Source organism: Neobacillus sp. plas4, assembly GCF_057221695.1.
Genome location: NZ_CM170152.1, coordinates 3,380,968 through 3,405,225, shown reverse-complemented (window position 1 = coordinate 3,405,225; position 24,258 = coordinate 3,380,968). Strand labels below are relative to the sequence as shown.

The window sequence follows — 24,258 nt, the reverse complement described above, 5'->3', positions numbered from 1 at the left end:
TATAGTATTGAATCGGATCCTAAAAAGTATCGTAATAAACCTCACATTCATTCCTCCCTTGGACTACCTTTCCTTGTCCATTTTATGAGAAATGAAAAAAGATTATGAGGAAATATTTACATAAAAAAGTGCAAGCAGTTCATAAACGCCTCAAAATTATTTTTATGTTTTTCTTCTCGCATTCTTTTTTAAGAGTGTCAATGAACGAATGTATAATAACTTTACATGATTGTATAAAAACTAAACACTTGCTTTATTTGTTAGGATCTTCTATTTGAAAATCACGGAGAATTTTTGGCATGATTTTTGCAAGTATAAAGGTATCCTAGATATTGTACTTTTTTAAAGGATATGAGGATTCTTGTATCGAATGATAAGTGTAATATAGGGGTAATATCAGATCAAATTAATTTTGTGGAGGGATTACTCATGGCAGTTACAGAAGAAGTTGCACAAGAACTGGAAGCCTTTAGGAAAACGGTATCGAATTTTGTTCTAAAAGAAATTGCACCATTAGCAGAAGAAATGGACAGAACGGACGAGTTTCCAAATGATATATGGAAAAAGTTGGGTAACTTAGGAGTACTAGGTATTACTATTCCTGAAGAATATGGTGGTACAGGACTAGGACCGGTTGAACAAGCGATGGTGACGGAGGAGATATCCAAATATAGTGCAGCTGTGGCTGTTTCATATGCTGCCCATTCAAATTTATGTGCGCATAACCTTTATCATAATGCAAACGAGGCTCAAAGAGAGAAATACCTACCAGGATTATGCAGCGGGAATTTAATTGGTGCACTGGGCTTAACGGAACCTGGATCAGGTTCAGACGCTGTTGGAATGAGTACTACCGCTAGACGTGAAGGAGATTATTATATTTTAAATGGCAGTAAAACATTTATCACCAATGGCCCGATTGCGGATGTCCTGATTGTTTATGCAAAGACAGACAAAGAAAAAGGTGCTCATGGAATCACTGCTTTTATCGTTGAAAAGGGCTATCAAGGATTTTCTGTTTCGAAACGACTAGAAAAAATGGGGAATCGAGGTTCAGCGACAGGTGAGTTAATCTTTGATGAATGTCGTGTTCCAGTAGAAAATGTCTTAGGTGAAGTGAATAAAGGTATAAAAGTCATGATGGGCGGCTTGGATATTGAGAGAGTTGTAGTTTCAGCTTTAGCTCTGGGCATAGGTGAAGGGGCTTTTAGGGAGTCTGTTAAATATGCGAAAGAAAGAAGTCAATTTGGCAAAGAAATTGCTAACTTTCAGCTAATTCAAGCTAAAATTGCAGATATGTACACGAACTTACAAGCTGCGAGACTCTTAACCTATGATGCTGCCACAGAGGCTGCAAAAGGGAAAAAAGTCACATTAAAGGCTGCTGCTGCCATTCTATTTACTGCAGAAACTGCCACGAAAACAGCGTTGGAGGCTGTCCAAATTCATGGAGGATACGGCTATATGCTCGACTATCCGGTTAACCGTTATCTCCGTGACGCAAAACTCTATGAAATAGGTGCTGGAACTTCAGAGGTTAGACGATTGATTATTGCTAGAGATGTTTTAGGGATCAAAACCTTTTAAAAAAGGGACGATTAATTTAGAGGGGGATGCGGATTGTCGTTAGATTATAACTTAATTCATCGCGTTAATATGGGAGATATATTAAAGAGAAGCTCTAAAAGATATCCTAATAAAATTGCTGTTATTGAAGACGACAAAAGAGTGACCTATCAAGAGTTGAACAAATGGGTTAACAAGGTGGCGAGAGGCTTCGAATCGATTGGAATCACAAAAGGTGATCGACTCTCTCTTCTCTCGAGTAATTCCATTGAATTTATCCTTACCTACTTTGCATGTGCAAAGGCAGGAATCACCATTGTCCCGATTAATACTGGGTTACTTTCTAATGAAATCGATTACATCATAAAAGACTCCTATTCAAAAGCAGTTGTGGTAGAAAACTCATTTATTGATTTGTTACCAACGAATGAATCTCTTAAAGAAGTTATTTTTATAGGTGACGTTGATACGAGTAAAATAACAAATAATAGTCAGCGTTTTCATAATTGGGAGTCTATCTGGAAAGAAGAGGATGATTCAGAGGTTCTTTGTGAGGTAAATGATCGTGATTTAATGCAATGTTTATATACAAGTGGAACAACCTCCAACCCAAAAGGAGTGATGAGCAGCCATACTGCTGTTTATTTTAATACCTTGGGTACAGCTTTTGATTTAAAGTTTTCGGACCAGGATGTTTCGATTGCTATGTTACCTTTCTACCATACAGCACAATTAAATGCTATATCAACCCCTGTCTTCCTTGTAGGCGGTACAACTATCATCTTAAAAAAGTTTGAACCAGAGCTATTAATGTCCCTTATTGAAAAAGAAAAAGCTACACAAATTTTTGGGCTGCCAATGATGTACCGTGCTTTACTAGATCATCCAAAAAGATTAGATTATGATTTGAGTTCACTGAGATTATGTGTGTATGCGATGGCGCCTATGCCAGATTATGAACTTCAGCGCGCTCACAATGTCTTTAAATGTGATTTTGCTCTTCTATTTGGCCAAACCGAGATGGCGCCTGTTGCGACCGTTTTTCGTCCCGAACACCAGTTAATTAAGTCTGGTGCTGTCGGAACTCCGGCTGTTAACGTGGAAGTAGGAATTATGAATGAGCAGGGTGAATTACTCGGTGAAAAAGAAATAGGGGAAATTGTTTATCGTAGTCCACAAACGATGGAAGGATACTTAAACGACACCCAAAAGACAGAAGAAGCCTTTGCCCATGGGTGGTTTCATAGTGGCGATTATGGATATTTTGACGAAGATTCTATCCTTTGGTTTGCTGACCGGAAGAAGGATATTGTGAAAACGGGTGGTGTCAACGTCGCATCTATTGAAGTCGAGAAGTGTATCTTTCAACATCCAAATGTTCAAAATGTTGCGGTTGTAGGGCTTCCACACGAACACTGGACAGAAGCACTTACAGCCTTTGTGATTTCAAATGATAACGAAGCGATTTCAGAAGAAGAAATTATTCAATTATGTAAACAGCAATTGGGAGGATATAAGGTCCCTAAAAAAGTCATTACCCTAAAGGAATTCCCAATGACTTCTTCCGGAAAAATTCAAAAACATATCCTTCGCAATGAACATATAAATCTATTTCAACAAGAGACTATAAACAACTAATAAGAAGGAGACCTCAGGTCTCCTTCTTTATTATTTAATGTTAAAATACACATTTGATTCAATATTATATTTTTTAATTTTGTTATATAAAGTAGTTCTGCTAATACCAAGAAGTTCAGCTGCCTTGGAGCGATTACCTTGCACAGACTCTAATGTTTCCATGATAATTGATTTTTCAGAGTCTTTTAGAGAGACACTTTCACTTAAAGAGTCTTGCTTGTTGTGAGAAATCGCTGGGGTACTTGGTGGAATCAACTTGCTCGTCATAATAGATTGATTTTTTTCCTGAAGTTCCAATGGTAAATGAATCGTATCAATCCAATTCTTCACATCAAAATTCATCGCTCTTTCTAGTATGTTTTCTAATTGGCGAATATTACCAGGCCAGTTATACTCTTTTAACATGGTGAATGCTTCTGGACTGATGCCGATTACTTGTTTATTTAGTCTATCATTTAACTTGTTAATAAGGTGATTGCATAATAATGAGATATCACTTTTTCGCTCCCTTAGTGGCGGGATTTGGATAGTCACAACATTAATCCTATAGTAAAAGTCTTCACGAAATTCACCGTCTTGGACTAATTGATATAAGTCTTTGTTGGTAGCAGCAATGATTCTTACATCGACTGATCGTGTTCGGTTGTCGCCAATTCTTTCGAAATTTCTTTCCTGAAGAACCCTAAGTAACTTCGATTGTAGTGCTAGAGGCATATCACCAATTTCGTCTAGGAAAATTGTCCCTTTGTCTGCCAATTCAAACTTACCTATTTTTCCACCGCGTCGCGCCCCTGTAAAGGCTCCATCTGCATATCCAAAAAACTCAGACTCCAACAATTCTGAGGGGATGGCAGCACAGTTTACCTTCACAAAATTTCCTTTTCGACCTGATTCTTTATGTATTGCCTCCGCAAAAAGTTCCTTTCCCGTACCACTCTCGCCGGTAATTAATACGGTTGAAGTATTTTTTGCCGATAGAAGGGCTTGGTGTTTTAAGTTGGCCATTTTTTTATCTTTAGACTTAATAATGTCAAAAGAGGAGTTTTGTGTTAATTTTTCATATTCACTTCGATAGAAATTTAATTCACTTTCCAGCTTATCCATCCGATAAAAGAGTTCTTTCCACTGATCTAATTGGTTAGAGATTATTTTAATAATCATCCCAACCTCTTTACCTGCATGAACGATAAATTCTTTTGTTACGATACCCGTTTTATTATTTATTGTCATAATCTCTTTTTTTAGTTGGCGATCATTTGTAAATTGACCAAGAACAGGTACTGAATCATCTATTTTTTGGTTAATAATATTTTTGTCTTTTAGTTCAAACAGATCTAAAAATGCCTGATTTGTAAGGGTAATTCTGCCTTCATTATCGGTAATAATGATTGCGTCATATGATAATGCCATGGCCTGTTGTAATGTTTGCTGGAGGTTTTTGGTCGTTTCTAATTCTTGGGCGAATTCTTCCAACGTGGTGATATCTTTGATGATGGCTAGTGCGCCACTTGTATTCTCTTTATAGGTTATTGGGATAAAGGAGGCAATCCCTGTAATAGGACCCAACGTTACCTTTTTTTGTTTAATAGATGTTAAATCGTCTAAGGCTGATACCAAGTAATGAGCTATTTCCGGAAAACACTCTTCAATTTTTCTTCCAATAACGTCTTCTTTTTTCAGTAGCATGACCCTTTCAGCTGCCCCATTAAATGCAACAATCTGGCTGTTTCTGTCAATTGATATGACGATATCCTGAAGATTTTCAATGAGCCCTGTTAGTTGATTAACGAGGATTTCGGTTTCATGTAAAAAACCACGAATGATATCGGATTTGCTAATTACCCCAATCACTTTATTATCCCCGTTGAGCACGATTCCGTGGGCTACATTACGTTGAAGCAACACATCCTTTACGTGTCTAAATCCTTCTCTATCATTAATAGTTAGGACATCTCTATGAAGAATGGACTTTATAGGAGTATCTAGGCTTGTCCCAGCTAATATGGAGCGATAGACACTGTACTTGCTAACGATTCCGAGGGGATAATTTGAGTCATCAACGATGCAGGCAACATCAATTCGCTGATTTAGAAATCCCATTATTACATCTGATATATTGTTGTTTTCTGTTAACATCAGCGGTTTGGAATAGTAATCTGCGATATTTAATTCTTTCATGACTTTTATGGCAATTCTCCTCCATACATTAGTGTAAAAAAAGTGAACATCTGTTTAATATTATAACAAAATTCTGAAAATATACAATAATTGTACAGTTTAACGCTGTTTAAGAATTTACTCTTCCTTTACTTTCAATAGTTTCGAGTTGGCACGATTATTGCAAATAAGTAAAGTGAGTACAACTTAAATAACTTTTTTAAAAAGAAACCTTGTGGACTTGGAGGATACTAGATGACGATTAAAAAAATATTAATTGCCAATCGAGGAGAAATTGCCATTCGGATTATTCAAACATGTAAGCGATTAGGGATTGAGACAGTTGCCGTTTATTCAGAAGCTGATGAAAAAATGCCATTTGTTACAGCAGCAGATGAAGCCTACTTAATTGGGCCGCCGCCTGCATTTCAAAGTTACTTAAAGGTGGATGAAATTATTAAAGTAGCACTAGAGGCAAAGGTTGATGCCATCCACCCAGGATATGGGTTTCTTTCTGAAAACACCGCGTTTGTTGATCGCTGTGAAAAAGAAGGAATTATCTTCATCGGACCTTCTAGTGAAGTCATTAAAATGATGGGGAGCAAAATTGAAGCTAGAAAGAGGATGAAGGAGCTGGATGTTCCGGTTGTACCAGGAAGTGTCGATGCACTAGAGACAATCGAAGAAGTTCTTCAGACCGCTAACACAATTGGGTATCCGGTGATGTTAAAAGCCAGTGCTGGAGGCGGTGGTATTGGGATGGAACTTGTCTATTCTGATCTTGAATTAGAAAAGGCCTTCACCTCAACGAAAAGCCGTTCGGAAAAGTTCTTTGGGGATTCGTCTATTTTTATTGAAAAGTACATTGAAAATCCAAGACATATTGAAATGCAAATTGCGATTGATCATTTGGGGAATGGTGTTCATCTTTTTGAAAGAGAATGTTCCGTTCAACGGAGACATCAAAAGGTGATAGAAGAAAGCCCATCACCTTCCATCCAGCCGCAACAACTGGAGGAACTAAAACGAGTAGCTTTAAAAGGAGCGCTAGGAATTGGGTACAGAAATGTAGGGACGATGGAATTTATCTTTGATGAAAAAGGAAACTTTTACTTTTTAGAGATGAATACGAGGCTGCAAGTGGAACATCCAGTTACAGAAGAAACTACAGGATTAGATTTGGTTGAATGGCAAATCGAAATTGCCAATCAACACCGATTACCGTCGCTGCAAAATAGTATTAAACAAGAAGGGCATGCCATGGAATGCAGGATATATGCGGAAGATCCCATCCGCTTTTACCCTTCACCTGGTACGATTACTCATTTAGTTTGGCCTGATCATGTAAGGATTGATACTGGTATTGTAAATGGGACAACAATCACGCCTTACTATGACCCTATGATTGCCAAAATTATCATTAAAGGAACAACAAGAGAGGAAACCATTACAAAAATGAGAAAAGCACTTTTGGAAACGGAAATCGAAGGAATCAAAACCAATATTCCGTTATTGCTAGAAGTCTTAGAGAATAATCAATTCCAACATGGGCACTATTCAACCAATCTTGTTAAAACTATGCGTGAAAATACCTTAACTAAATAGAGTAGGAGTGGGAAAAATGAATATTCGCTCAAACATGAGTGGCAGTCTATGGAAATTAGTTGTTAAAGTAGGGGATCAAGTAGAAGCGGGTCAGGAAGTAGCCATTTTAGAATCTATGAAAATGGAAATTCCCATTGTTTCTGAAGGGTCGGGCGTAGTAGAGGCCATATTAAAAAATGAAGGCGACTTTGTTCAAGAAGATGAGGTAGTCGTTAAACTTCAATCATAGGAAAAAGGTAAAAGGAGGAACAAGAAAATGCCAAAAGTACAGCTCGCACAAGTTGCTATATCTAGGTCAGGTGATAAGGGAAATATTTCCGATATTTCATTGTTTGCTAACAATAGTCAAATTTTTGAAGTGTTAAAGAAGGAAGTAACAGAGCAAAGAGTTAAAGAACATTTTGCTGGATTGTGTACCGGAAAAGTAGAACGCTATGAGGTTCCCAATGTACTAGCATTAAAATACGTTTTACATGATGCGCTAGGTGGCGGGTCTGCCTCATCACTTCGTATGGATAATTTAGGGAAGTCATTAAGTGCCGCATTATTGAGAATGAAGGTAGACATCCCCGCACATGTTTTGGAAAGTGTTAAAGAAAATAATTTGGTTTAACTAGGGAACCGACAGGAGGGCTATTATGAGCGAATTAGTACGTTATCAAATCGAAAATCATATTGGCATTATTGAGATGAATGACCCAGAAAGCAGGAATCCTTTGTCGCAGAACATGTGTTTATCACTAATTGATACTTTGAGGTCTGCTGAAGCAAATGATGAAGTTCACGTCATCGTTTTAACGGGTGCAGGAAGTTCTTTTTGCGCAGGCGGCAATCTTAAGGAATTTTCACGATATCAAGAAAAACTTGCTAGTGAAGTTCATAAAGAGGGCGAAGCCACTACTAAACTTTTTCAAACGCTTACAAGCATACAAAAGCCTGTAATTGGGGCCATTAATGGCCATGCATTAGGCGGTGGATTAGGTTTAGTAGCTGCTTGCCACTATACAGTCGCATCTACCAAAGCAAAGTTAGGAACAACAGAGATTAAATTAGGTTTGTTTCCATTAGTCATCCTGCCAATTATTATTGAAGCAATTGGCAGTAAAAAAGCATTGGAAATTAGTTTCACGGGAGAGATTTTTGTTGCAGAGAAAGCGAAAGAATATGGTTTGGTAAATAAAGTCGTATCACCTGAAAATGTTATGGATGAGGCACTTGCATTTGCTAGTATGCTGGCTGCTGCTAGTCCGTTAGCATTAAAGGTTGGACTGGATTGCTTTGTGAAAACACGTGATATGGAAATGAACAAGAAGTTAGATTATGCGAACACTTTACGAGTAATTTCATTCTTAAGCGATGATGTAAAAGAGGGTGCAGAGGCGTTTTTAGAAAAAAGACAGCCTGTTTGGAAAGGCAGATAGGCAGGAAAAAGAATCTATATATCTTATAAAATAGCAGAGGAATTTGGAGGTAAGGAATATGTCCAAAAAGGTAAGAATTGGTGCGGGTATGGGTTTTTATGGTGACTCTGTGTTACCTGCCTTAGACACAGCGAAAAGAGGGAATGTACAATACATTTGCTTTGATGACCTGGCCGAGTTAACAATGGCAATTCTGGAAAAAGACCGTAAAAAGGATCCGACGAAAGGATATACAAAGGATATCACCCAAACGATGAATTTATTGTTACCTGAGTGCTATCCAAAGGGAATTAAACTCATCACAAATGCAGGCGGTATTAACCCTGATGGTGCTGTTGAGGAAGTGAAACGGGTAGCCAAAACGTTAGGACTGGATGATATAAAAATTGGTCTAGTAAAAGGAGATAATATTTACGACCAATTAGAAGAATTAAGTCCATACTTTCTAACGAAAGATGGAGAGGAAACTTGGAAGGAATATGAAGATCGATTATTGTTTGCTTCGGTTTATTTGGGAGCACAGCCTATTGTTGAGGCATTAAGGCAAGGTGCTGATGTTGTCATTACAGGCCGGACAACAGATTCTGCACAGTTTGCTGCTCCATTAATCTACGAGTTTAACTGGTCTTATGATGATTGGGATCGAGTGGCATCTGCAGTATTATTAGGACATTTAATGGAATGCTCGGGACAGGTTACAGGAGGCAACTATACAGGAGCATGGCAGGACATTGAGGATCTTGATAATATTGGATACCCTATTGCCGAGGTTAGTGAAGATGGTTCCTTCATCCTTACAAAAACAGAAGGAACGGGTGGAAAGGTTTGTGTGGACACTGTGAAGGAACAATTCCTGTATGAAATACATGATCCACATAATTACATTACACCTGATGTCATTGTTGATTTTACATCTGTTGTTTTTGAGGATATTGGACCGGATCAAGTCCGTGTTTCGAATGTAAAAGGAAAACCTGCTCCGCCAACACTAAAGGTATTAATCGGCTATGAAAACGGCTGGGCTGGTGATGGAATGATGGGATACTCCTGGCCAAATGCATTAGAAAAGGCAAAAAAGGCAGAGGAAATCCTCAGGAAACAAATTGATCGACTAGGCATCCAAACAGAAGAAATTCATACAAGTTACATCGGATACAATTCGTTACATGGACCGCTTGCGCAGGAAGTGGACACCGATTCATTGAATGAAATTTACCTGTACTTTGCAATCCGAACAAAGGAAAAAAGCGACGCTGCTAAATTTGGAAAGTTACTTTCTCCTTTAGCTGTTAATGGTCCGCCATTTGGAGGCGGAGGTTTAGGAAAGGGTGGAAAGCCTCGCCAATTATTAGGCATTTATTCATGCTTAATGGATAGAAAAGTAATCGAAAGTAATGTAACCGTGGAGATTGTTACTGTGAATAGGGAGGTAGTCTAATGAATAATACACAAGTCGAAACGTTTAAACTGACAAATCAACAAAAAGAAGAAAAAATGGAAGCAGAAAAAGAAAGGATTAAAGAGGGAGGGGCAGAAAAATACCGGAATCGAGTCAAAGAACAAGGAAAATTATTGGTTCGAGAAAGGCTAGCTCTTTTACTTGATCCAGGTTCTTTTCGAGAAGAGGGTTTATTAGCTGAAGCGCTGAAACCAGACTTGGCCGCGGATGCAATGGTAACCGGAATCGGTAAAATTAATGGAAGAAAAGTGGCCTTTTTGGCAGCTGACCCAACTGTAAAAGCTGGGTCTTGGGGTCCAAAGTCCGTTGAAAAGATGATTCGAATTCAAGAATTAGCGATGAAATTAAAAATCCCAATGATTTATATGTTAGATTCAGCAGGTGGAAGAATCACCGAACAAATTAGGATTTTTCCAGGCCGGAGGCATAGTGGGAAGATTTTCTATAACCAAGTGAAAATGTCAGGGATGGTACCGCAAATTTGCATAAATTTTGGACCGTCACCAGCAGGTTCTGCTTATATCCCAGCCTTTTCTGATTTGGTTATTATGGTTGATAAGAAGGCGAGTGCCTATTTAGGTTCCACTAGAATGGTAGAAATGGTAATTGGTGAAAAAACAACCATGGAAGAAATGGGCGGTGCTAGAATGCATTGCTCAACGAGTGGTCTAGGTGATGTTCTAGCAAAGGATGATGAGGATGCCGTTGAAATTATTAAACATTACCTTTCTTATATGCCGCAAAATTATAAACATACACCAGAAATGGTTGAGCCTGTAGCGGCGAAACCTGGCAGGTCCATTAAGGAAATTATTCCTGAGGATATGAATCGACCATATGATATGTACGAATTAATCGATCGTGTCATTGATGAGGGCAGCTGGTTTGAAGTTAAAAAACTATTTGCACCAGAGCTGATTGTAGGATTTAGCAGGATTGGCGGCAGAGTTGTGGGAATCGTTGCCAACCAGCCGAAGGTTAAGGGTGGTACCCTATTTGTGGATACAGCCGATAAGGGTGCTCGATTTGTGACACTATGTAATGCCTATAATATTCCACTATTGTTCTTGTCGGATGTTCCTGGCTATATGGTTGGTACTTCTGTTGAAAGGAAGGGAATTATCCGTCATGGTGCTAAATTTATTACTGCCGTTTCAGAGGCTACGGTTCCAAAGCTGACAGTTATCGTACGGAAAACGTATGGGGCAGGACTGTATGCGATGTGCGGACCAGCGTATGACCCAGAAAAAGTAATTGCCTTACCATCTGCTTCTATCGCCATAATGGGTCCTGAAGCTGCAATCAATGCTGTTTATTTCAATAAGATTCAAGAATTGCCAGAAGCAGAAAGACCTGCGTTTATTCAGAAAATGAGAGAAGAGTATTCAGAGGATATTAACATTTATGCACTTGGTTCCGAGCTCATTATTGATGAAGTAATTCCTTATGACCAACTGCGTGAAGAAACGATTGTACACTTTGACTATTATGAATCAAAGGACATTACCTTTGGAGAGAAAAAGTGTCCGGTTCACCCAGTATAAGAGGTATAAAAGGAGGAGAAAACATGTCAATTTCAGATATTTTTTCAAATACCCTGCTAAAGGATCAGGTCGCCATCGTTACAGGTGGCGGCACGGGTATTGGTAAGGAAATAGCCCATCAGTTGGGCAGTGTCGGAGCGAAGCTGGTTCTTGCCGGACGACGTGAGGAGGTCTTGAAAAAAACAGAAGATGAATTTGTTTCTCAAGGCTTTGAAGTGCTAACTGTACCAACGGATATACGCGAACTTGACCAAGTTGAAAACCTTGTAGCAGAAACAGTTAAGCGATTTGGGAAAGTTGACATATTAATTAACAATGCAGGCGGTCAATTCCCGAAGCGAGCGGAAGAGATATCAAAAAATGGCTGGGACGCAGTCATTCGAACGAATTTAAATGGAACATTTTATGTGACTCAGACAGTTGGAAAACAAATGATTAAACAAGGAACAGGGGGAGCCATAACGAATATTCTTGTATCCTTTTTACATAGGGGGGCTCCTGGTATTGCCCATTCGGTTGCAGCAAGGAATGGGGTATATGGTTTAATGAAAAACCTAGCATTAGAGTGGGCACAGCATAAAATTCGTGTTAATTCAATTGGTGCAGGATTATTCATTACAGAAGGGATGCAGGAAGAAATGGCAGCGGCAGACCCGACCTTTATCGACAACACAATCAATGCTGTTCCGTTAAGGCGGGTTGGAAATCTCGAGGAACTGGGCTGGCTTGCTGCCTATTTATCTAGTAAAGCAAGCGGATATATTACCGGTGAAAATATTATTATTGATGGTGGTAACTCATTAGGACACGGGATTACGTTTTTCCCTTACTAGGAGAGTGGTGTACGGAAAAAAAGAGAAAGGAAGTCGGTTATGTTTAATAGTGTAAGAGAAGTAATTGAACAATCTGCAGAAAAATTCAATAAGAAAAAATTTCTTTACTGTAATGGTAATGAAATTTCTTTTGAAGAAATCAACAGAATATCAAATAAAGTCGGCAACCTATTTCTCGAACTGGGAGTGAGAAAAGGAGATAAAGTTGCACTTTATCTCCCTAATAGTGTGGAGTTCATATATTGTTGGTTCGGATTAGCAAAGATAGGAGCAGTAATGGTTCCTATCAACACGTTTTTCAAGTCTGCTGAAACAACGTATGTAATAAATAATTCCGATTCTAATCTAGTAATTACAGATTCAAATGCATTGAATATGATCACGGGGCTACGTAAGAATTGTCCTACAATTGAATATGTAATCTCGATCAATCCTAGTCAGCTATCAGATGTAATAAGTTTTTATGACTTTTTAGAAAAACAGCCTGAGGAACTACCATTGATTGAGATCATGAAGGATGATGACGCAGCAATATTATATACCTCTGGTACTACTGGACATCCCAAAGGTTGTGTGGAACCGCAAAGCTATTATTTGGTTAACCCGCGTCTTTGGGCCGATGCACTCGAGCTTACTAATGAGGATCGTGTGTTAACTCCTTTACCCTTATTTCATATGAACCCACAAATCTTATCTATTATGGGAGCATTGATATTAGGAGCTAGTGTAATTGTATTAGATCGTTTTCATCCAAAAAGTTGGTGGGAGGATGTAATCAAATATGGTGCTACCCAGTTTCATTACTTGGGGGTTATGCCTGCTATCTTATATTCTATGGATTCCAGCACGAAAGACCAAGCCCATCGAGTAAGAGTGACCCTAGGTGCCGGAATATCCCACGAATACCATCAACTTTATGAAGAAAGATTTGGTTTAAAGGCAATCGAAGTTTTTGGAATGACTGAGGTTGGGTTGACAATGACTGCTCCCTTGTATGGAGATAGACGTTTAGGCACTGGCTGTATGGGTAAACCGCTGCCAGGGTTTAATGCGATGGTAGTAGATGAAAACAATCAGGAGCTGCCGAATGGTAAGGTTGGTGAATTGGTAATTAAAGAGGATCCACGCCCAGAGGGTTCCGCAATGATGAAGGGATATTATAAAAATCCTGAGGCAACTAAAAAAGCATGGGAGGGAGGATGGTTTCATACAGGAGACATGGTGAGAAAGGATGAAAGCGGTTTCTATTATTTTGTAGACCGGAAAAAAGACATTATTAGAAGAAGCGGTGAAAATATCTCCTCTATGGAAGTGGAGGATTGTGTAAAAGCCCATCCAAAAGTAATGGAAGCTGCAGCGGTACCAGTTCCAGATCCGATTCGGGAACAAGAGGTAAGAGTCTGTATTGTGTTAAAAGAAGGAGAAAGTGCTGCGACAGTTCCAGAGCAGGAAATTATTGATTGGTGTTCTGAACGATTAGCGTATTTTAAAGTACCTCGTTATGTTGAATATTTAAACGAGTTTCCGAAGACAGCCAGCCAGAAAATCCAAAAATCAATTTTAAAGGAAAGCCTTCCTGAGCAATGTTTTGATAATGTAATAAAAGCTCGGATATCCCTAAAAGTGAAGATTTCTTCAGTTGCTAAAAAGATTAATTAAATAGTTTTAGACTTTTGCGAGGAGTGAATTTATGAAAATCGATGTCACATCGCTTTATAACCGAAGAAGAGTAAACAGGTGGGAAAGAACTTCTGTAGGAGATATGCTCGAAAGGCTAAGGTACAGCTTTCCTGATAAAGAGGCATTGGTCGGGTGGGAAGGTGCATTTGCACACCCGGATAACGCAAGGCTTACTTATTTAGAGGCAGACGATAAGGCCAACCAGTTTGCCAATGCACTTTCCAAAAGAGGATTAAAAAAAGGGGATCGTGTTCTTTTCTTTTGTGATAACTCAGTAGAAGGATTTTTAGCAAAAATAGCTGTCGCAAAGGCCGGAATGGTAGCTGTTCCTATGAATACGATGATGGCTCCGGATGTTATTGCCTATCTGATTAACCATGTTGAACCAAGCCTATTTATTGCAGATTCTGAACATTGGCCAAAAATAAAAAGTGTTTTCAATAAACTGAATATCCAGCTGGACATTACCATTCCTATTGGAGGAGAAGTAGTTCCAGGCAGTCAGTCGTTTGAGGAGTTTTACAGAGGACATTCAAAAGATGAACCCGATGTTGAAATCCATGGGGATGACATTTGGCAAATTTTATTTACGTCAGGAACTACTTCAATGCCTAAGTGTGTGATGGTTTCCCACACGAACACTTATATGTCTGCCTACAGTTTCGCTTTATCAATAACAAGAGGAATATCGATTGAAAATGAACTAAAGGTTTGCAGCTTTCTTCCAATTATGTTCCATGTTGCTGATCAAATATTTGCTTATCCTGTTTTTCTATCAGGGGGAACTTTTGTCATCGGGCGTACGCTTAACATGCCGGCAATGGCTGAAGCCATCACCAAGGAAAAGATCACAACCCTTTGGTCCGGATCGCCTGCATTTTTGACAGGGCTCACAGATTTAATCCTTGCAGAGAGAGACAAATATGATGTGAGCAGTTTAAAGGTAATTGTATACGGCTGGGCTCAGCTCAGTCCGAATTATCTTGAAAAGCTTAAGGATCTGTGTGGAAATGATTTGATAACTTTTGAAATTTTTGGCCAAACAGAGTCAATATCCTGTTATCGTTTTTGGCCAGATAAGTGGCCGGAAACATATGTGAAGAATGCACCCGAAGTTAACTATGTAGGTGTCCCTAATCCACTTCTAGCTTCGGTCATAATGGATGAAAGTGGAAACGTTATAACTGATCCACGGGTTCCAGGTGAGGCGGTATATCGGTCACCTGCTGTCATGTCCGGATATTATAAGGACGAAGATGCAACAAGGAAAGCCTTCGAACATGGCTGGTTTCATTCAGGAGACAGCTGTATGTATGATGAAGATGGTCTAGCGATTATGGTCGATAGATATAAGGATATTATTAAATCAGGCGGAGAAAATGTCTCCAGCATCCGAGTTGAAGCGGTACTTCGACAACATCCTGCTGTGGAAAAAGTAGCTGTTATTGCTTTGCCTCATGAAAAATGGGGTGAAATGGTTACAGGAGTAGTTGTATTAAAAAAAGATAAGCATGTTGCGGAAGTCGAATTAATCAGTTTTTGCCGTGAAAAGCTAGGCGGCTTTGAAACACCAAAACAAATTATCTTTACTGAATCCATTCCTGAAACCGTAGGCGGAAAAATCTTAAAATATCGTTTACGTGAGCAACTTAGAACGGTGAATATTAAGAGCTAATTTTTTAAAATATGACAGTTCCTGAAATTCGTAAAGGAACTGTCTCTTTTCGAAAAATAAGGAACGAAAGTTAGTAAGAGGGAGAAGAAATCCATGGAAAACGAACTAATTTACGAAAAAATAGGCAATCGGGCAGTCATAACGATTAATCGACCACAGGTGTTCAATGCCTTAACTCCTGACGGATGGGGACATTTAGGAGATTTGTTTCAAGAAGCAGAAAATGATCCAGATATCCGTGTTGTGATTATTACTGGTGCTGGAGAAAAAGCTTTTTGTTCCGGTGCGGATTTAAAAAAGACCATTCCACTCTTACTCGGGGAAGAGCGGAATGATGAGCTTGAAACAAAAATTAATCATGCAATGATGAAGTTCAAGCCAATCACCAAGCCTATTATAGCAGCAGTCAATGGTCATTGTTTAGCTGGTGGAACAGAATTATTGCAAGCAACAGATATAAGAATTGCGGCTAAAAATGCTACCTTTGGACTGCCAGAACCAAAATGGTCTATTATGGCTGCAGGTGGTTCTTTAGCAAGACTGGTAAGACAAATCCCATATTGTAGAGCCATGGAAATTTTATTGACCGGAAGACAAATATCTGCTGAAGAAGCTGAAAAGATGGGTTTGATTAATAAAGTGGTCCCTTTAGAGGATTTAATGATGGAAGTGGAGCGATATGCTGAACTTATTATCCAAAATGGTCCTATCGCAGTTCAAGCAACCAAACAAGCAGTGATTCGTTTGCAAAATTTATCTTTGGATGAAGCATTTAAACAAGAATGGGATTTTGCTCAAGAGGCGTTAAAAAGTAAGGATGCAAAGGAAGGAATTCTTGCATTCGGTGAAAAAAGAACGCCTCAGTTTATAGGGGAGTAAGTGACTAAAAAGCCAAAAAGACCAAAAATTAGTTCTTAGTAATTATTTCTCCGAAAAATACGATAGGGAAATGAAAGTAAATATTTCTCTGAGGAGTATACTCAAGGGGGTAGAGGATAATGTCAAATAGGGTTGTTTATGCTTTTGTTGCTTTACTCGTATTAATCATAATTGGAATGCTCTTCGGATCATTTCGATTAGTCATTTACCCGTATATAGTTCTCGTAGGATTACTGTTATTTATTGGATTGGCTAAAAAAATAAAAGTAAATAAAACGATTATCTGGTTCCCTACCATTGTAACAGTCCTATTTTTTCTCTTACAAGGATGGTTAGATATCGTAACACTCGGCTCAGCTATTGGAGGAGAAAATTTAATATTTGGTTTTACTATTAGTACAGCAATCTACTATTTAGGAATTTGGACTTTGTGTGCAAGCTTTTCATTAATATATGTTTGGACATTTAGTCAGCCAGAAGTAAAGGAGTCTTCTATAAATACAAATACATTCGATATATAGACATGCATAAAAGAATAAAGGAGGGAATTAAATGAATCCAACGATTATTACAATTGCAGTTGTTTATTTATTGGTATGTATTTTAATCGGTTATTGGGCAACCAAAAAGACTAAGACTAGCGGTGACTTTTTTGTAGCAGGTAGAGATATGGGTATGTTTGTAATGGCAATTGCAGCATTTTCATCTATCCAAAGTGGATTTGGTATGTTGGGTGGAACGGGGATGACATTTAGTGGCGGTTTAGGATTTGCATCTGGGCTAATGGTCTCAGCTCCTCTTGGCTTTGCTCTAGCATGGTTCTTAATCGGGAAAAGATTATATAAAATTAGCCGGATTGGTGAAGTGTATTCAATTGGGGATATTATTGAGATTAGATATCAGAGTAAGGCAGCACGGGCATGGATTTCAGTTGCAATGATATTAGGAGTTTTGGGATATCTTGGCACACAAGTTCAAGCAATGGGCATAATAATGCATTCCATTTTTGGAGTATCTACGATGGTAGGTGCAATAATAGGTTTGGCAATCATGGCTTTTTACTGTGTTGGCGGTGGGATCCTTGCTGCAGTTTATACGGATCTTTTTCAAGGAATGATTATGATTGTTGTGTCAATTATTGTATTTTTCCTTGCAATTAATGTTGGTGGTGGAATACCTGAAATGACTCAAACGCTTATTGACTCAAATCCAACATTGGCATCACCTTTCGGCACATTCCCTGTAATTACCGTAATTTGTTGGTTTTTTATGATTAGCTTAGGTGCGGCAGCACAACCTCACTTTCTCACTAAGTTTTTACTACTGAAGGATACTAAGGATTTAAAATGGGGGGCTTTTACTGCTAGCATATCTTATATGATTACAACACTGTTAGTAATTGGGATTGGGCTTGCTGCTTTAGTATTAAAAATTCAAGGGAAATTTCCTGAGTTGAAATCACCTGATGATGCTTTACCTGTTTTTTTATCAATGTTTACCTCACCGTTTATAAGTGGCTTAGTAATTGCAGGCTTAATGTCAGCTATTATGTCAACAGGTAGCAGTTTTGTAAATATTGGTGCAGCAAGTATCGTACGAGATATTCCAAAGTCATTTAACTTAAAAGTGAAAAATGAGTTATTTTGGAGTCGTATTGCTGTTTTAAGTCTCCTTGTACTATCGGCTATTTTCTCCTTTTATATGAATACATTAGTTGGTTTATTAGGGGTATTTGGATGGGGGTTGTTTGCATCAGCTATTTTCCCTTCCGTTGTATTGGGATTAATTTGGTCTAAAGCAACTAAATACGGAGCAATTGGAAGCATAGTGATTAGTCTATTGATAAATATAATTTTAGAAATTGGTGGTAAATACGGTGTTAAGTTTCTACCTGCCGGGGTTATTAATGGGGCGTTTGCATTAGCTGTCTCAACGTTATTATTTATTGTAATCTCACTTTTAACCCAGCCTAAAGAGGCTAAAATTAGCAATGAGCTGAAGAGTGTTATTGAGGGATAGCTAAATCTGTTTACTCTTAGGTGCTTAATATAATTTTTAAAAAATAGGCTATTAAATATTTTAGAGTTTTAGGATGGAGGAGAGATATTGTTCGGAATAGAAAGGGCTAGGGAAGAGTTACTAAATTATGTCTCAAATCTTTCAGATAACGAAGCAACTATTATTCCCGACAATGAAGAGTGGTCTATATTAGATATCTTAGAACACTTATATGTGATAGAAAAAGTGATGACAGTAGAAATAAAACAAATACTTGAAAAAAATGAAAGAAATAAGCCATTTAAACAGAAACCTCTAGACTCAACACTAAATCGTTCTAATAAATATAAGGCACCAGATAATATGAGACCAAATAGAGATTTTACAAGCCTTATTCAAGCAACAGAGCGGTTGACTACTTCTCGCAAATTATTACTAGATATCATGAAGGCATATGACCCTTCAGCTCTAAAGAATAATTCCGGAAAGCATCCGGCCTTTGGAACTATAAGTGTGGAGCAATGGGTGGAGTTCATAGGGTTACATGAAAGGCGTCACCTTGCCCAGATCAGGGAAAGGATTGAACAGCTTTAAAGACATAAAAGGTCTAGCTGGAAACCTTTCTAACTATTACCTTACTTCATAATTGCTAAAATATAGTAGATTATTATGAATCCCCAGCCAATTGGCTGAGGGATTTTATTTTTTACTCGTGAAAGAATATTCATTTAATTTAAATAGTGGTAAACTAGTTAAATATTATTTAGGTGAAAGTTGAGGCTAAAGAAAATGATAAAAGCAATATTTTTTGATTTAGATGACACACTGCTTTGGGATCAAAAAAGTATAAAGGAAGCATTTGTTGCAACCTGTAAGGCAGCGGAGGACCGATATGGTGTTGACGCAAATGAATTTGAAGAGGCTGTACGTGAGGCTGCAAGAAATCTTTACTCCTCTTATGAGACCTACTCATTTACACAAATGATAGGGATTAATCCGTTCGAAGGCTTATGGGGTAATTTTTTGGATGACCACGATAATTTTAGAAAAATGAAAGAAATCGTACCTGGTTACCGAAAAGATGCATGGACTGCAGGGCTAAAGGCATTGGGTATCGATGACCCAACTTTCGGTTATGAATTGGCAGAAAGGTTCCCTCAGGAGCGCAGGAACCTGCCGTTTGTTTACGAAGAAACCTTTAACATACTAGATTCATTAAAAGGTAAGTATCAACTTCTTCTATTAACAAATGGTTCACCAGATCTGCAGAATACTAAACTATCGATTACACCAGAGCTTGTTCCGTACTTTGACCAGATTGTTATCTCAGGTGCGTTTGGAAGAGGGAAGCCCGACCCATCGATTTTTGAGCATGCATTGTCACTCATGTCACTTGAGAAGGACGAGGTTCTTATGGTGGGGGACAACCTAATGACAGATATTCTAGGTGCCAATTCAGCAGGGATCAAATCCGTCTGGATTAACCGTCACAATAAAGAGAGAAATGAAGTGATCCCAACCTATGAAATTGAACATTTAGAAGAGCTTTTCCCACTATTAGATGAATTGAATAAAAAATAAAAAAATATAGGCTGTTCAAAAGGTTTTTAAGTTTAGTATCCTTTTGGTCAGCCTTAAATTTTTATTCGAATAGTGGATTGTTCCCGAAAAAGAGGGAAGCAACCATTTATGGTAACAATCAAGAAGGAATTTTTAGAATAAATCAAAAACCCCTGCTCCAGTTGCTCACCCCATAGGGGGGAGCGAGACTAGCTTTTCATGATGGTCTTCCCATCCCTTTTCCCCGTTTTTCCCATAAGTAATTCGAGTATCAGTCATTACCATTGAGATGTAATCTGAAACATATCCAATAACAACACTCATTTTACCAACTTCATGGATTTAGAGTGGAAACGTCTTCTTGGTTTTATTTTCTACGAAGGGGTTAGAGGTTGATGATAAAATTATTAGAAATTAATGAGAATCCTTTTTCCCTAATTTCGGGTATCCTCCTCATCCTAATGGAATAATGATGGACTCAAAAGTTGCTGATGGTCAAAAAAATTTTGTTTGTCTTACAACAAAGTTGTCGTAACCTGCCTGTTCTTTGCATATAATCAGAATCACACTATAAATTCGTTGCTAAGCTATTTATTTTTCAAAGCTATTTACACATGAAATTTTTATTAAAAGGAGTGTATAAAGTGCTTAAGAGTAGAGAGGAAGTTCAAGTCTTTCTGAAAACTTTCGAAGTCTTTGCCAATTGGAACGGAGAAAAACATTTTCTTACAATGGATACTGAAAATCCAAAGGGAATCCTAACGATTATAAAATCATCAGAAGGGGAATTTTATTTTCATCGAAAAAATGAACTGTACTGGGATATTAAAGAAATAAAGGTTGATACGGATATATTAATTGATATAATTTGGGCATTTAGACAGGCAATAAATAAATCCATCAAAGAAATGGCTTTGTAAGCCACACCGCATATTGTGCCTACTGAAACGAATCCTCAGTTTCATTCAATTTTCTCAATCTATAAATAAATTTCCGCTGCGAAGTATTTTTCAACAAAAAGAAGCTGCTAAAAATTCTATCCTTAAAAAAATATCCAGAAAATCCCCCATTCATTAGTAGGTGGATGGATTTCTGCGTACACCGGTTCCGAAACGTTAGACGCTTGAATTAAATAAAAGAAAGCAAGCCGCACTTGGCTTGCCTTCTTTATCTATAATTATCCGCGTCTGCCGCCTCTGCCGCCACGTTTCGTTTCGGTGTTGCGTTTTAAGCTGGATAAATTTTCTTCACTCGCTTTTAAGAATTTAGCCATTTTATCTTCAAAGTTCTCTTTTGGTTTAAATGTGCCTTTTGAACGGAAGTCCTTTGATTGCCTATTATCTCTCCCTTGGCGTTGTGGTCGCTGTGAATAAGAAGATGTTTGCCCTTCTGGTTTATCAATAGCTTTTTTAATAGACAAGGCAGTTTTTCCGTCTTTCTCGCTAATAACCTTTACCTCAACCTGGTCTCCTACTTTTAGATGGTCATTAACATCTTTTACATAGCTATCCGCTACCTCACTGATATGCACAAGACCAGTGGTGCCACCCGGTAATTCTACAAACGCTCCAAAATTAGTAATACCCGTTACTTTACCTTGTACTTTGCTGCCTACTTCGATCGACAAAAAGAGTTCCCCCTAAATAATGTTTTCAACTCATAATTATACACTGTTTAAAAGACAATTTCAACTGTTATCAGTAATAATTCAAGCCTAAAAATAAAAGGCTTTTTAAGTCATGTAATTCTATTGTACACCATAATTGCACTAGTCACGTTACAAAACTTTACTATATAATGAAGAAAACCTAGGTTTTTGTATGGAGTTGTTTAAATGAACCAAGAATTAATCATTTACATAGTCGCTTTAATTATAGCCGGTACTTTAAGCGTGTTCTTATGCGTTTATACGATATTAAAAGTTAAGGATGCTCCCGGAGCTAAATATTATGTTTTAGTAACACTCCTATCAGCGATTTTTACATTTTCCTATTTATTTGAACTAACCAGTGTAACGCTCGAACAAATGAAGTTTTGGTTACAACTGGAGTATCTCGCTTTACCTTTCATCCCACTATTTATCCTATTTATGTGTTTCGAGTATGTAGGACAAAAGATTAAAAAGTGGATCTACTACTCCCTTTATGTCTTTCCAATATTAACCATCTTTGTGCACAGTACAAATAACCTCCATCACTTCTATTATAAGACGGTGGAGATAAGAAGTGACACCCCGTTTCCTATCTTAAAATTGGAAGGCGGGCCGTGGTTTTACATCCATTCGATTTTCGTATTTATATGCATTATGTTCAGTGTTATTATTCTACTCATGCAATTAAAAAAATCGTTATTTCAATTCCAGATGCAAATTATTACGATGGCCGCAGGACTTATTGTCCCCATTATCGCGACGCATTTTTATTTAAATGGATTAAGTCCGTATGGAATAGACCTTGGACCTGTGGCAATGAGTATTTCATTTTTATTTCATGGTGCTGCCCTTGTATCTTATCAAATGTTTAATGTAGCACCAATTGCAAGGGATACCGTGTTTGAAAGTATGAAAGAAGGCGTTATCGTGATCAATCAAGGTGGCAGGATTGTTGATTATAATCGTTCTGTCCTAAATGTTATCCCCACGCTTAATCGTCAAATGATTGGAAAAGGGCTATCTGATGTCCTACATGGTCAACAACAACTCCTTGAAATCATCTATCAAGGTGAAGAAAGAGATTACCAATTATCTCAAGGCAGCATGCAAACACATCATCATATTCGTTTTTCACCGGTTCAATCGAAAAACAGCCATGATATTGGGCAAATCATTACCTTTGTTGTAACAGAAAGAGTGAATTTGGAGGAAAAATTACAACAATTAGCAAGAACGGACGGTTTAACACAAGTTTTTACCAAATCCTACTTTATTCAAAAATCAGAGAATATTTTTAAATCCTTTACTCTAAATGGTGGAATCGTTTCCATCATTATGTTTGATATCGATTATTTTAAAACTGTAAATGATACCTATGGACATGAAGCTGGTGATATTGTCTTAGCAAATACTGCTAAAATTGCCACGGAATGCTTGCGTGAGTCTGACATCATTGGGCGTTATGGAGGAGAGGAATTTGTTATTTGTCTGCCTGATACGAATCTGTTCGATGCGCAAAAGATGGCAAATAGTATTCGGGCAAGGATTGCAGATAGTTATTCGCTTAATCAAGGTAAGAAAATTGTCGTAACATCAAGTTTTGGGATTTCACAAGCAAAAATTTTTCCTGGTGAACTTAAATATACCATTCATTCACTAATGCGGGAGGCCGACAAAGCTTTATACGAGGCAAAAAAAAAGGGAAGAAACTGTGTTCAATTGTTCGAACCAGTTATAATAGAAAAAGGTCCATTGATAGGATAATCTTCCTAGCAATGGACCCTGTCTTTTTTAATAATCCGTTACAATTCTATTACGATCTAGAAAAGCTTCAATGACTTCACTAACCTGAAATGATACTTGTGGAGAATCATAGTTTTCAAAGACATGCTCACATTCATTTTGATAAGCCATGATTTCATCATAATGGGATAGATGCCTTTGGATATCTTCTTCCTTATCGTTTCGTGCATTATGTCGCTTGATTACCGTATCCCGGTTTGCGAAAATGAAAAAGCGCATGACACGGTCACCATACATCTCTTTTAATTTTTCAGTGCCTTCTGGGTTTAACGTTAAGTAGACAAGGTTATGATGTTCAAAGGCTTTGACAATATCCTCTTCACGAATTCCATAATGAATACCATCAATTTCAACTGTTTCAAGGAATTCTTGGTTGTCTTGCATTTCTTGGAAGGATTCTTCCGAAACAAAATGATAGTCTACACCATCTTGCTCATAATGACGAGGAGAACGAGTTGTGTAAGAGAGGACTGTTTCCATATCAAACGCAGTAGCGACCATCTTTGCAATCGTTTTTCGCCCAGAGCCATCGGGACCTGTGTAGATGAATAATTTTTGTTTATCTTTGATTTTATACATAGATAACCTCCTATTATGAAATAGTTTAATTAAAAAAGAGCCTGCAGTTGGATTTTCATGTTGTCAGTTAAGTAATTCATAGTATCCCTAGAACGGGATATTTCCATTATAACAGATTTTTCGTCCAAATTTTTGATATTTCTGATTTTTTTATTAAGATAACGTAAAATTACCTATTTGTTCTAAATTTACTGTACAGTTTCTATTTAA

21 protein-coding genes are annotated in these 24,258 nt (G+C 37.8%); 18 read left to right on the top strand and 3 right to left on the bottom strand.

The features are described 5' to 3' along the window. The first annotated feature begins 429 nt into the window (after positions 1-429). Together AC2TFD_RS16885 and AC2TFD_RS16880 are read left to right on the top strand one after the other, a co-directional pair. Positions 430-1,587: an acyl-CoA dehydrogenase family protein gene (locus AC2TFD_RS16885; protein WP_484673615.1), complete on the top strand. Its 1,158-nt coding sequence runs from the start codon at positions 430-432 to the stop codon at positions 1,585-1,587. Positions 1,588-1,620: 33 nt separating this feature from the next. Beyond that, positions 1,621-3,204 carry an AMP-binding protein gene (locus AC2TFD_RS16880; RefSeq protein ID WP_484673614.1) on the top strand — a complete coding sequence of 528 codons (1,584 nt, stop codon included), beginning with the start codon at positions 1,621-1,623 and terminating at the stop codon, positions 3,202-3,204. Positions 3,205-3,234: 30 nt separating this feature from the next. On the opposite strand, the gene AC2TFD_RS16875 is transcribed toward AC2TFD_RS16880, so the two are convergent. After that, the gene (locus AC2TFD_RS16875) at positions 3,235-5,382 is read right to left on the bottom strand and encodes a sigma 54-interacting transcriptional regulator (RefSeq protein ID WP_484673613.1); all 2,148 of its coding nucleotides are present in this window, start codon (positions 5,380-5,382) and stop codon (positions 3,235-3,237) included. A 234-nt stretch (positions 5,383-5,616) separates the two neighbouring features. On the opposite strand from AC2TFD_RS16875, the gene AC2TFD_RS16870 reads away from it, so the two are divergent. The 15 genes from AC2TFD_RS16870 (at position 5,617) to AC2TFD_RS16800 (ending at position 20,935) form a co-directional block, all read left to right on the top strand. Continuing rightward, positions 5,617-6,966, top strand: a complete 1,350-nt coding sequence (locus tag AC2TFD_RS16870; RefSeq protein WP_484673612.1) for an acetyl-CoA carboxylase biotin carboxylase subunit — start codon at positions 5,617-5,619, stop codon at positions 6,964-6,966. A gap of 16 nt (positions 6,967-6,982) precedes the next feature. Beyond that, the gene (locus tag AC2TFD_RS16865; RefSeq protein WP_484673611.1) at positions 6,983-7,195 is read left to right on the top strand and encodes an acetyl-CoA carboxylase biotin carboxyl carrier protein subunit; all 213 of its coding nucleotides are present in this window, start codon (positions 6,983-6,985) and stop codon (positions 7,193-7,195) included. 27 nt (positions 7,196-7,222) lie between these two features. Then, the gene (locus AC2TFD_RS16860; protein WP_484673610.1) at positions 7,223-7,579 is read left to right on the top strand and encodes an AtuA-related protein; all 357 of its coding nucleotides are present in this window, start codon (positions 7,223-7,225) and stop codon (positions 7,577-7,579) included. A gap of 25 nt (positions 7,580-7,604) precedes the next feature. Next, positions 7,605-8,387 carry an enoyl-CoA hydratase/isomerase family protein gene (locus AC2TFD_RS16855; RefSeq protein ID WP_484673609.1) on the top strand — a complete coding sequence of 261 codons (783 nt, stop codon included), beginning with the start codon at positions 7,605-7,607 and terminating at the stop codon, positions 8,385-8,387. A 58-nt stretch (positions 8,388-8,445) separates the two neighbouring features. Further along, positions 8,446-9,825 carry an acyclic terpene utilization AtuA family protein gene (locus AC2TFD_RS16850; protein ID WP_484673608.1) on the top strand — a complete coding sequence of 460 codons (1,380 nt, stop codon included), beginning with the start codon at positions 8,446-8,448 and terminating at the stop codon, positions 9,823-9,825. After that, positions 9,825-11,390, top strand: a complete 1,566-nt coding sequence (locus AC2TFD_RS16845) for an acyl-CoA carboxylase subunit beta (RefSeq protein ID WP_484673607.1) — start codon at positions 9,825-9,827, stop codon at positions 11,388-11,390. The genes AC2TFD_RS16850 and AC2TFD_RS16845 overlap by 1 nt, the downstream gene beginning before the upstream one ends. A 23-nt stretch (positions 11,391-11,413) precedes the next feature. Continuing rightward, positions 11,414-12,223, top strand: a complete 810-nt coding sequence (locus AC2TFD_RS16840) for an SDR family oxidoreductase (protein WP_484673606.1) — start codon at positions 11,414-11,416, stop codon at positions 12,221-12,223. Positions 12,224-12,262: 39 nt separating this feature from the next. Beyond that, entirely contained in the window at positions 12,263-13,882 is a 1,620-nt protein-coding gene (locus AC2TFD_RS16835; RefSeq protein ID WP_484673605.1) for an ATP-dependent acyl-CoA ligase, read from the top strand. 31 nt (positions 13,883-13,913) lie between these two features. Continuing rightward, positions 13,914-15,578, top strand: a complete 1,665-nt coding sequence (locus tag AC2TFD_RS16830) for a class I adenylate-forming enzyme family protein (protein ID WP_484673604.1) — start codon at positions 13,914-13,916, stop codon at positions 15,576-15,578. A 93-nt stretch (positions 15,579-15,671) separates the two neighbouring features. Next, positions 15,672-16,457 carry an enoyl-CoA hydratase/isomerase family protein gene (locus AC2TFD_RS16825; protein ID WP_484673603.1) on the top strand — a complete coding sequence of 262 codons (786 nt, stop codon included), beginning with the start codon at positions 15,672-15,674 and terminating at the stop codon, positions 16,455-16,457. Positions 16,458-16,576: 119 nt separating this feature from the next. Further along, positions 16,577-16,978, top strand: a complete 402-nt coding sequence (locus AC2TFD_RS16820; RefSeq protein ID WP_484673602.1) for a hypothetical protein — start codon at positions 16,577-16,579, stop codon at positions 16,976-16,978. A gap of 31 nt (positions 16,979-17,009) precedes the next feature. Then, positions 17,010-18,476 (top strand): sodium:solute symporter family transporter, encoded by a 1,467-nt coding sequence (locus tag AC2TFD_RS16815; RefSeq protein WP_484673601.1) that lies wholly within the window; start codon positions 17,010-17,012, stop codon positions 18,474-18,476. A gap of 87 nt (positions 18,477-18,563) precedes the next feature. Continuing rightward, entirely contained in the window at positions 18,564-19,049 is a 486-nt protein-coding gene (locus AC2TFD_RS16810; protein WP_484673600.1) for a DinB family protein, read from the top strand. Positions 19,050-19,244: 195 nt separating this feature from the next. Continuing rightward, positions 19,245-20,036, top strand: a complete 792-nt coding sequence (locus AC2TFD_RS16805; protein WP_335569311.1) for an HAD family hydrolase — start codon at positions 19,245-19,247, stop codon at positions 20,034-20,036. A 623-nt stretch (positions 20,037-20,659) separates the two neighbouring features. After that, complete coding sequence (locus tag AC2TFD_RS16800; RefSeq protein ID WP_335569313.1) at positions 20,660-20,935, top strand: hypothetical protein; 276 nt, start codon at positions 20,660-20,662, stop codon at positions 20,933-20,935. A gap of 257 nt (positions 20,936-21,192) precedes the next feature. On the opposite strand, the gene AC2TFD_RS16795 is transcribed toward AC2TFD_RS16800, so the two are convergent. Further along, positions 21,193-21,642 (bottom strand): S1 domain-containing RNA-binding protein, encoded by a 450-nt coding sequence (locus AC2TFD_RS16795; protein ID WP_335512145.1) that lies wholly within the window; start codon positions 21,640-21,642, stop codon positions 21,193-21,195. A 207-nt stretch (positions 21,643-21,849) separates the two neighbouring features. On the opposite strand from AC2TFD_RS16795, the gene AC2TFD_RS16790 reads away from it, so the two are divergent. Next, complete coding sequence (locus AC2TFD_RS16790) at positions 21,850-23,430, top strand: histidine kinase N-terminal 7TM domain-containing diguanylate cyclase (RefSeq protein WP_484673599.1); 1,581 nt, start codon at positions 21,850-21,852, stop codon at positions 23,428-23,430. A 27-nt stretch (positions 23,431-23,457) separates the two neighbouring features. On the opposite strand, the gene AC2TFD_RS16785 is transcribed toward AC2TFD_RS16790, so the two are convergent. Further along, the gene (locus tag AC2TFD_RS16785; protein ID WP_335512150.1) at positions 23,458-24,048 is read right to left on the bottom strand and encodes a guanylate kinase; all 591 of its coding nucleotides are present in this window, start codon (positions 24,046-24,048) and stop codon (positions 23,458-23,460) included. Between the last annotated feature and the right edge of the window lie 210 nt (positions 24,049-24,258).

Coding starts and splice junctions, on each gene's coding strand:
- AC2TFD_RS16885 (WP_484673615.1), top strand. CDS start 430: ATGGCAGTTACAGAAGAAGTTGCACAAGAACTGGAAGCCTTTAGGAAA.
- AC2TFD_RS16875 (WP_484673613.1), bottom strand. CDS start 5,382: ATGAAAGAATTAAATATCGCAGATTACTATTCCAAACCGCTGATGTTA.
- AC2TFD_RS16870 (WP_484673612.1), top strand. CDS start 5,617: ATGACGATTAAAAAAATATTAATTGCCAATCGAGGAGAAATTGCCATT.
- AC2TFD_RS16865 (WP_484673611.1), top strand. CDS start 6,983: ATGAATATTCGCTCAAACATGAGTGGCAGTCTATGGAAATTAGTTGTT.
- AC2TFD_RS16860 (WP_484673610.1), top strand. CDS start 7,223: ATGCCAAAAGTACAGCTCGCACAAGTTGCTATATCTAGGTCAGGTGAT.
- AC2TFD_RS16855 (WP_484673609.1), top strand. CDS start 7,605: ATGAGCGAATTAGTACGTTATCAAATCGAAAATCATATTGGCATTATT.
- AC2TFD_RS16850 (WP_484673608.1), top strand. CDS start 8,446: ATGTCCAAAAAGGTAAGAATTGGTGCGGGTATGGGTTTTTATGGTGAC.
- AC2TFD_RS16845 (WP_484673607.1), top strand. CDS start 9,825: ATGAATAATACACAAGTCGAAACGTTTAAACTGACAAATCAACAAAAA.
- AC2TFD_RS16840 (WP_484673606.1), top strand. CDS start 11,414: ATGTCAATTTCAGATATTTTTTCAAATACCCTGCTAAAGGATCAGGTC.
- AC2TFD_RS16835 (WP_484673605.1), top strand. CDS start 12,263: ATGTTTAATAGTGTAAGAGAAGTAATTGAACAATCTGCAGAAAAATTC.
- AC2TFD_RS16830 (WP_484673604.1), top strand. CDS start 13,914: ATGAAAATCGATGTCACATCGCTTTATAACCGAAGAAGAGTAAACAGG.
- AC2TFD_RS16825 (WP_484673603.1), top strand. CDS start 15,672: ATGGAAAACGAACTAATTTACGAAAAAATAGGCAATCGGGCAGTCATA.
- AC2TFD_RS16820 (WP_484673602.1), top strand. CDS start 16,577: ATGTCAAATAGGGTTGTTTATGCTTTTGTTGCTTTACTCGTATTAATC.
- AC2TFD_RS16815 (WP_484673601.1), top strand. CDS start 17,010: ATGAATCCAACGATTATTACAATTGCAGTTGTTTATTTATTGGTATGT.
- AC2TFD_RS16805 (WP_335569311.1), top strand. CDS start 19,245: ATGATAAAAGCAATATTTTTTGATTTAGATGACACACTGCTTTGGGAT.
- AC2TFD_RS16790 (WP_484673599.1), top strand. CDS start 21,850: ATGAACCAAGAATTAATCATTTACATAGTCGCTTTAATTATAGCCGGT.
- AC2TFD_RS16785 (WP_335512150.1), bottom strand. CDS start 24,048: ATGTATAAAATCAAAGATAAACAAAAATTATTCATCTACACAGGTCCC.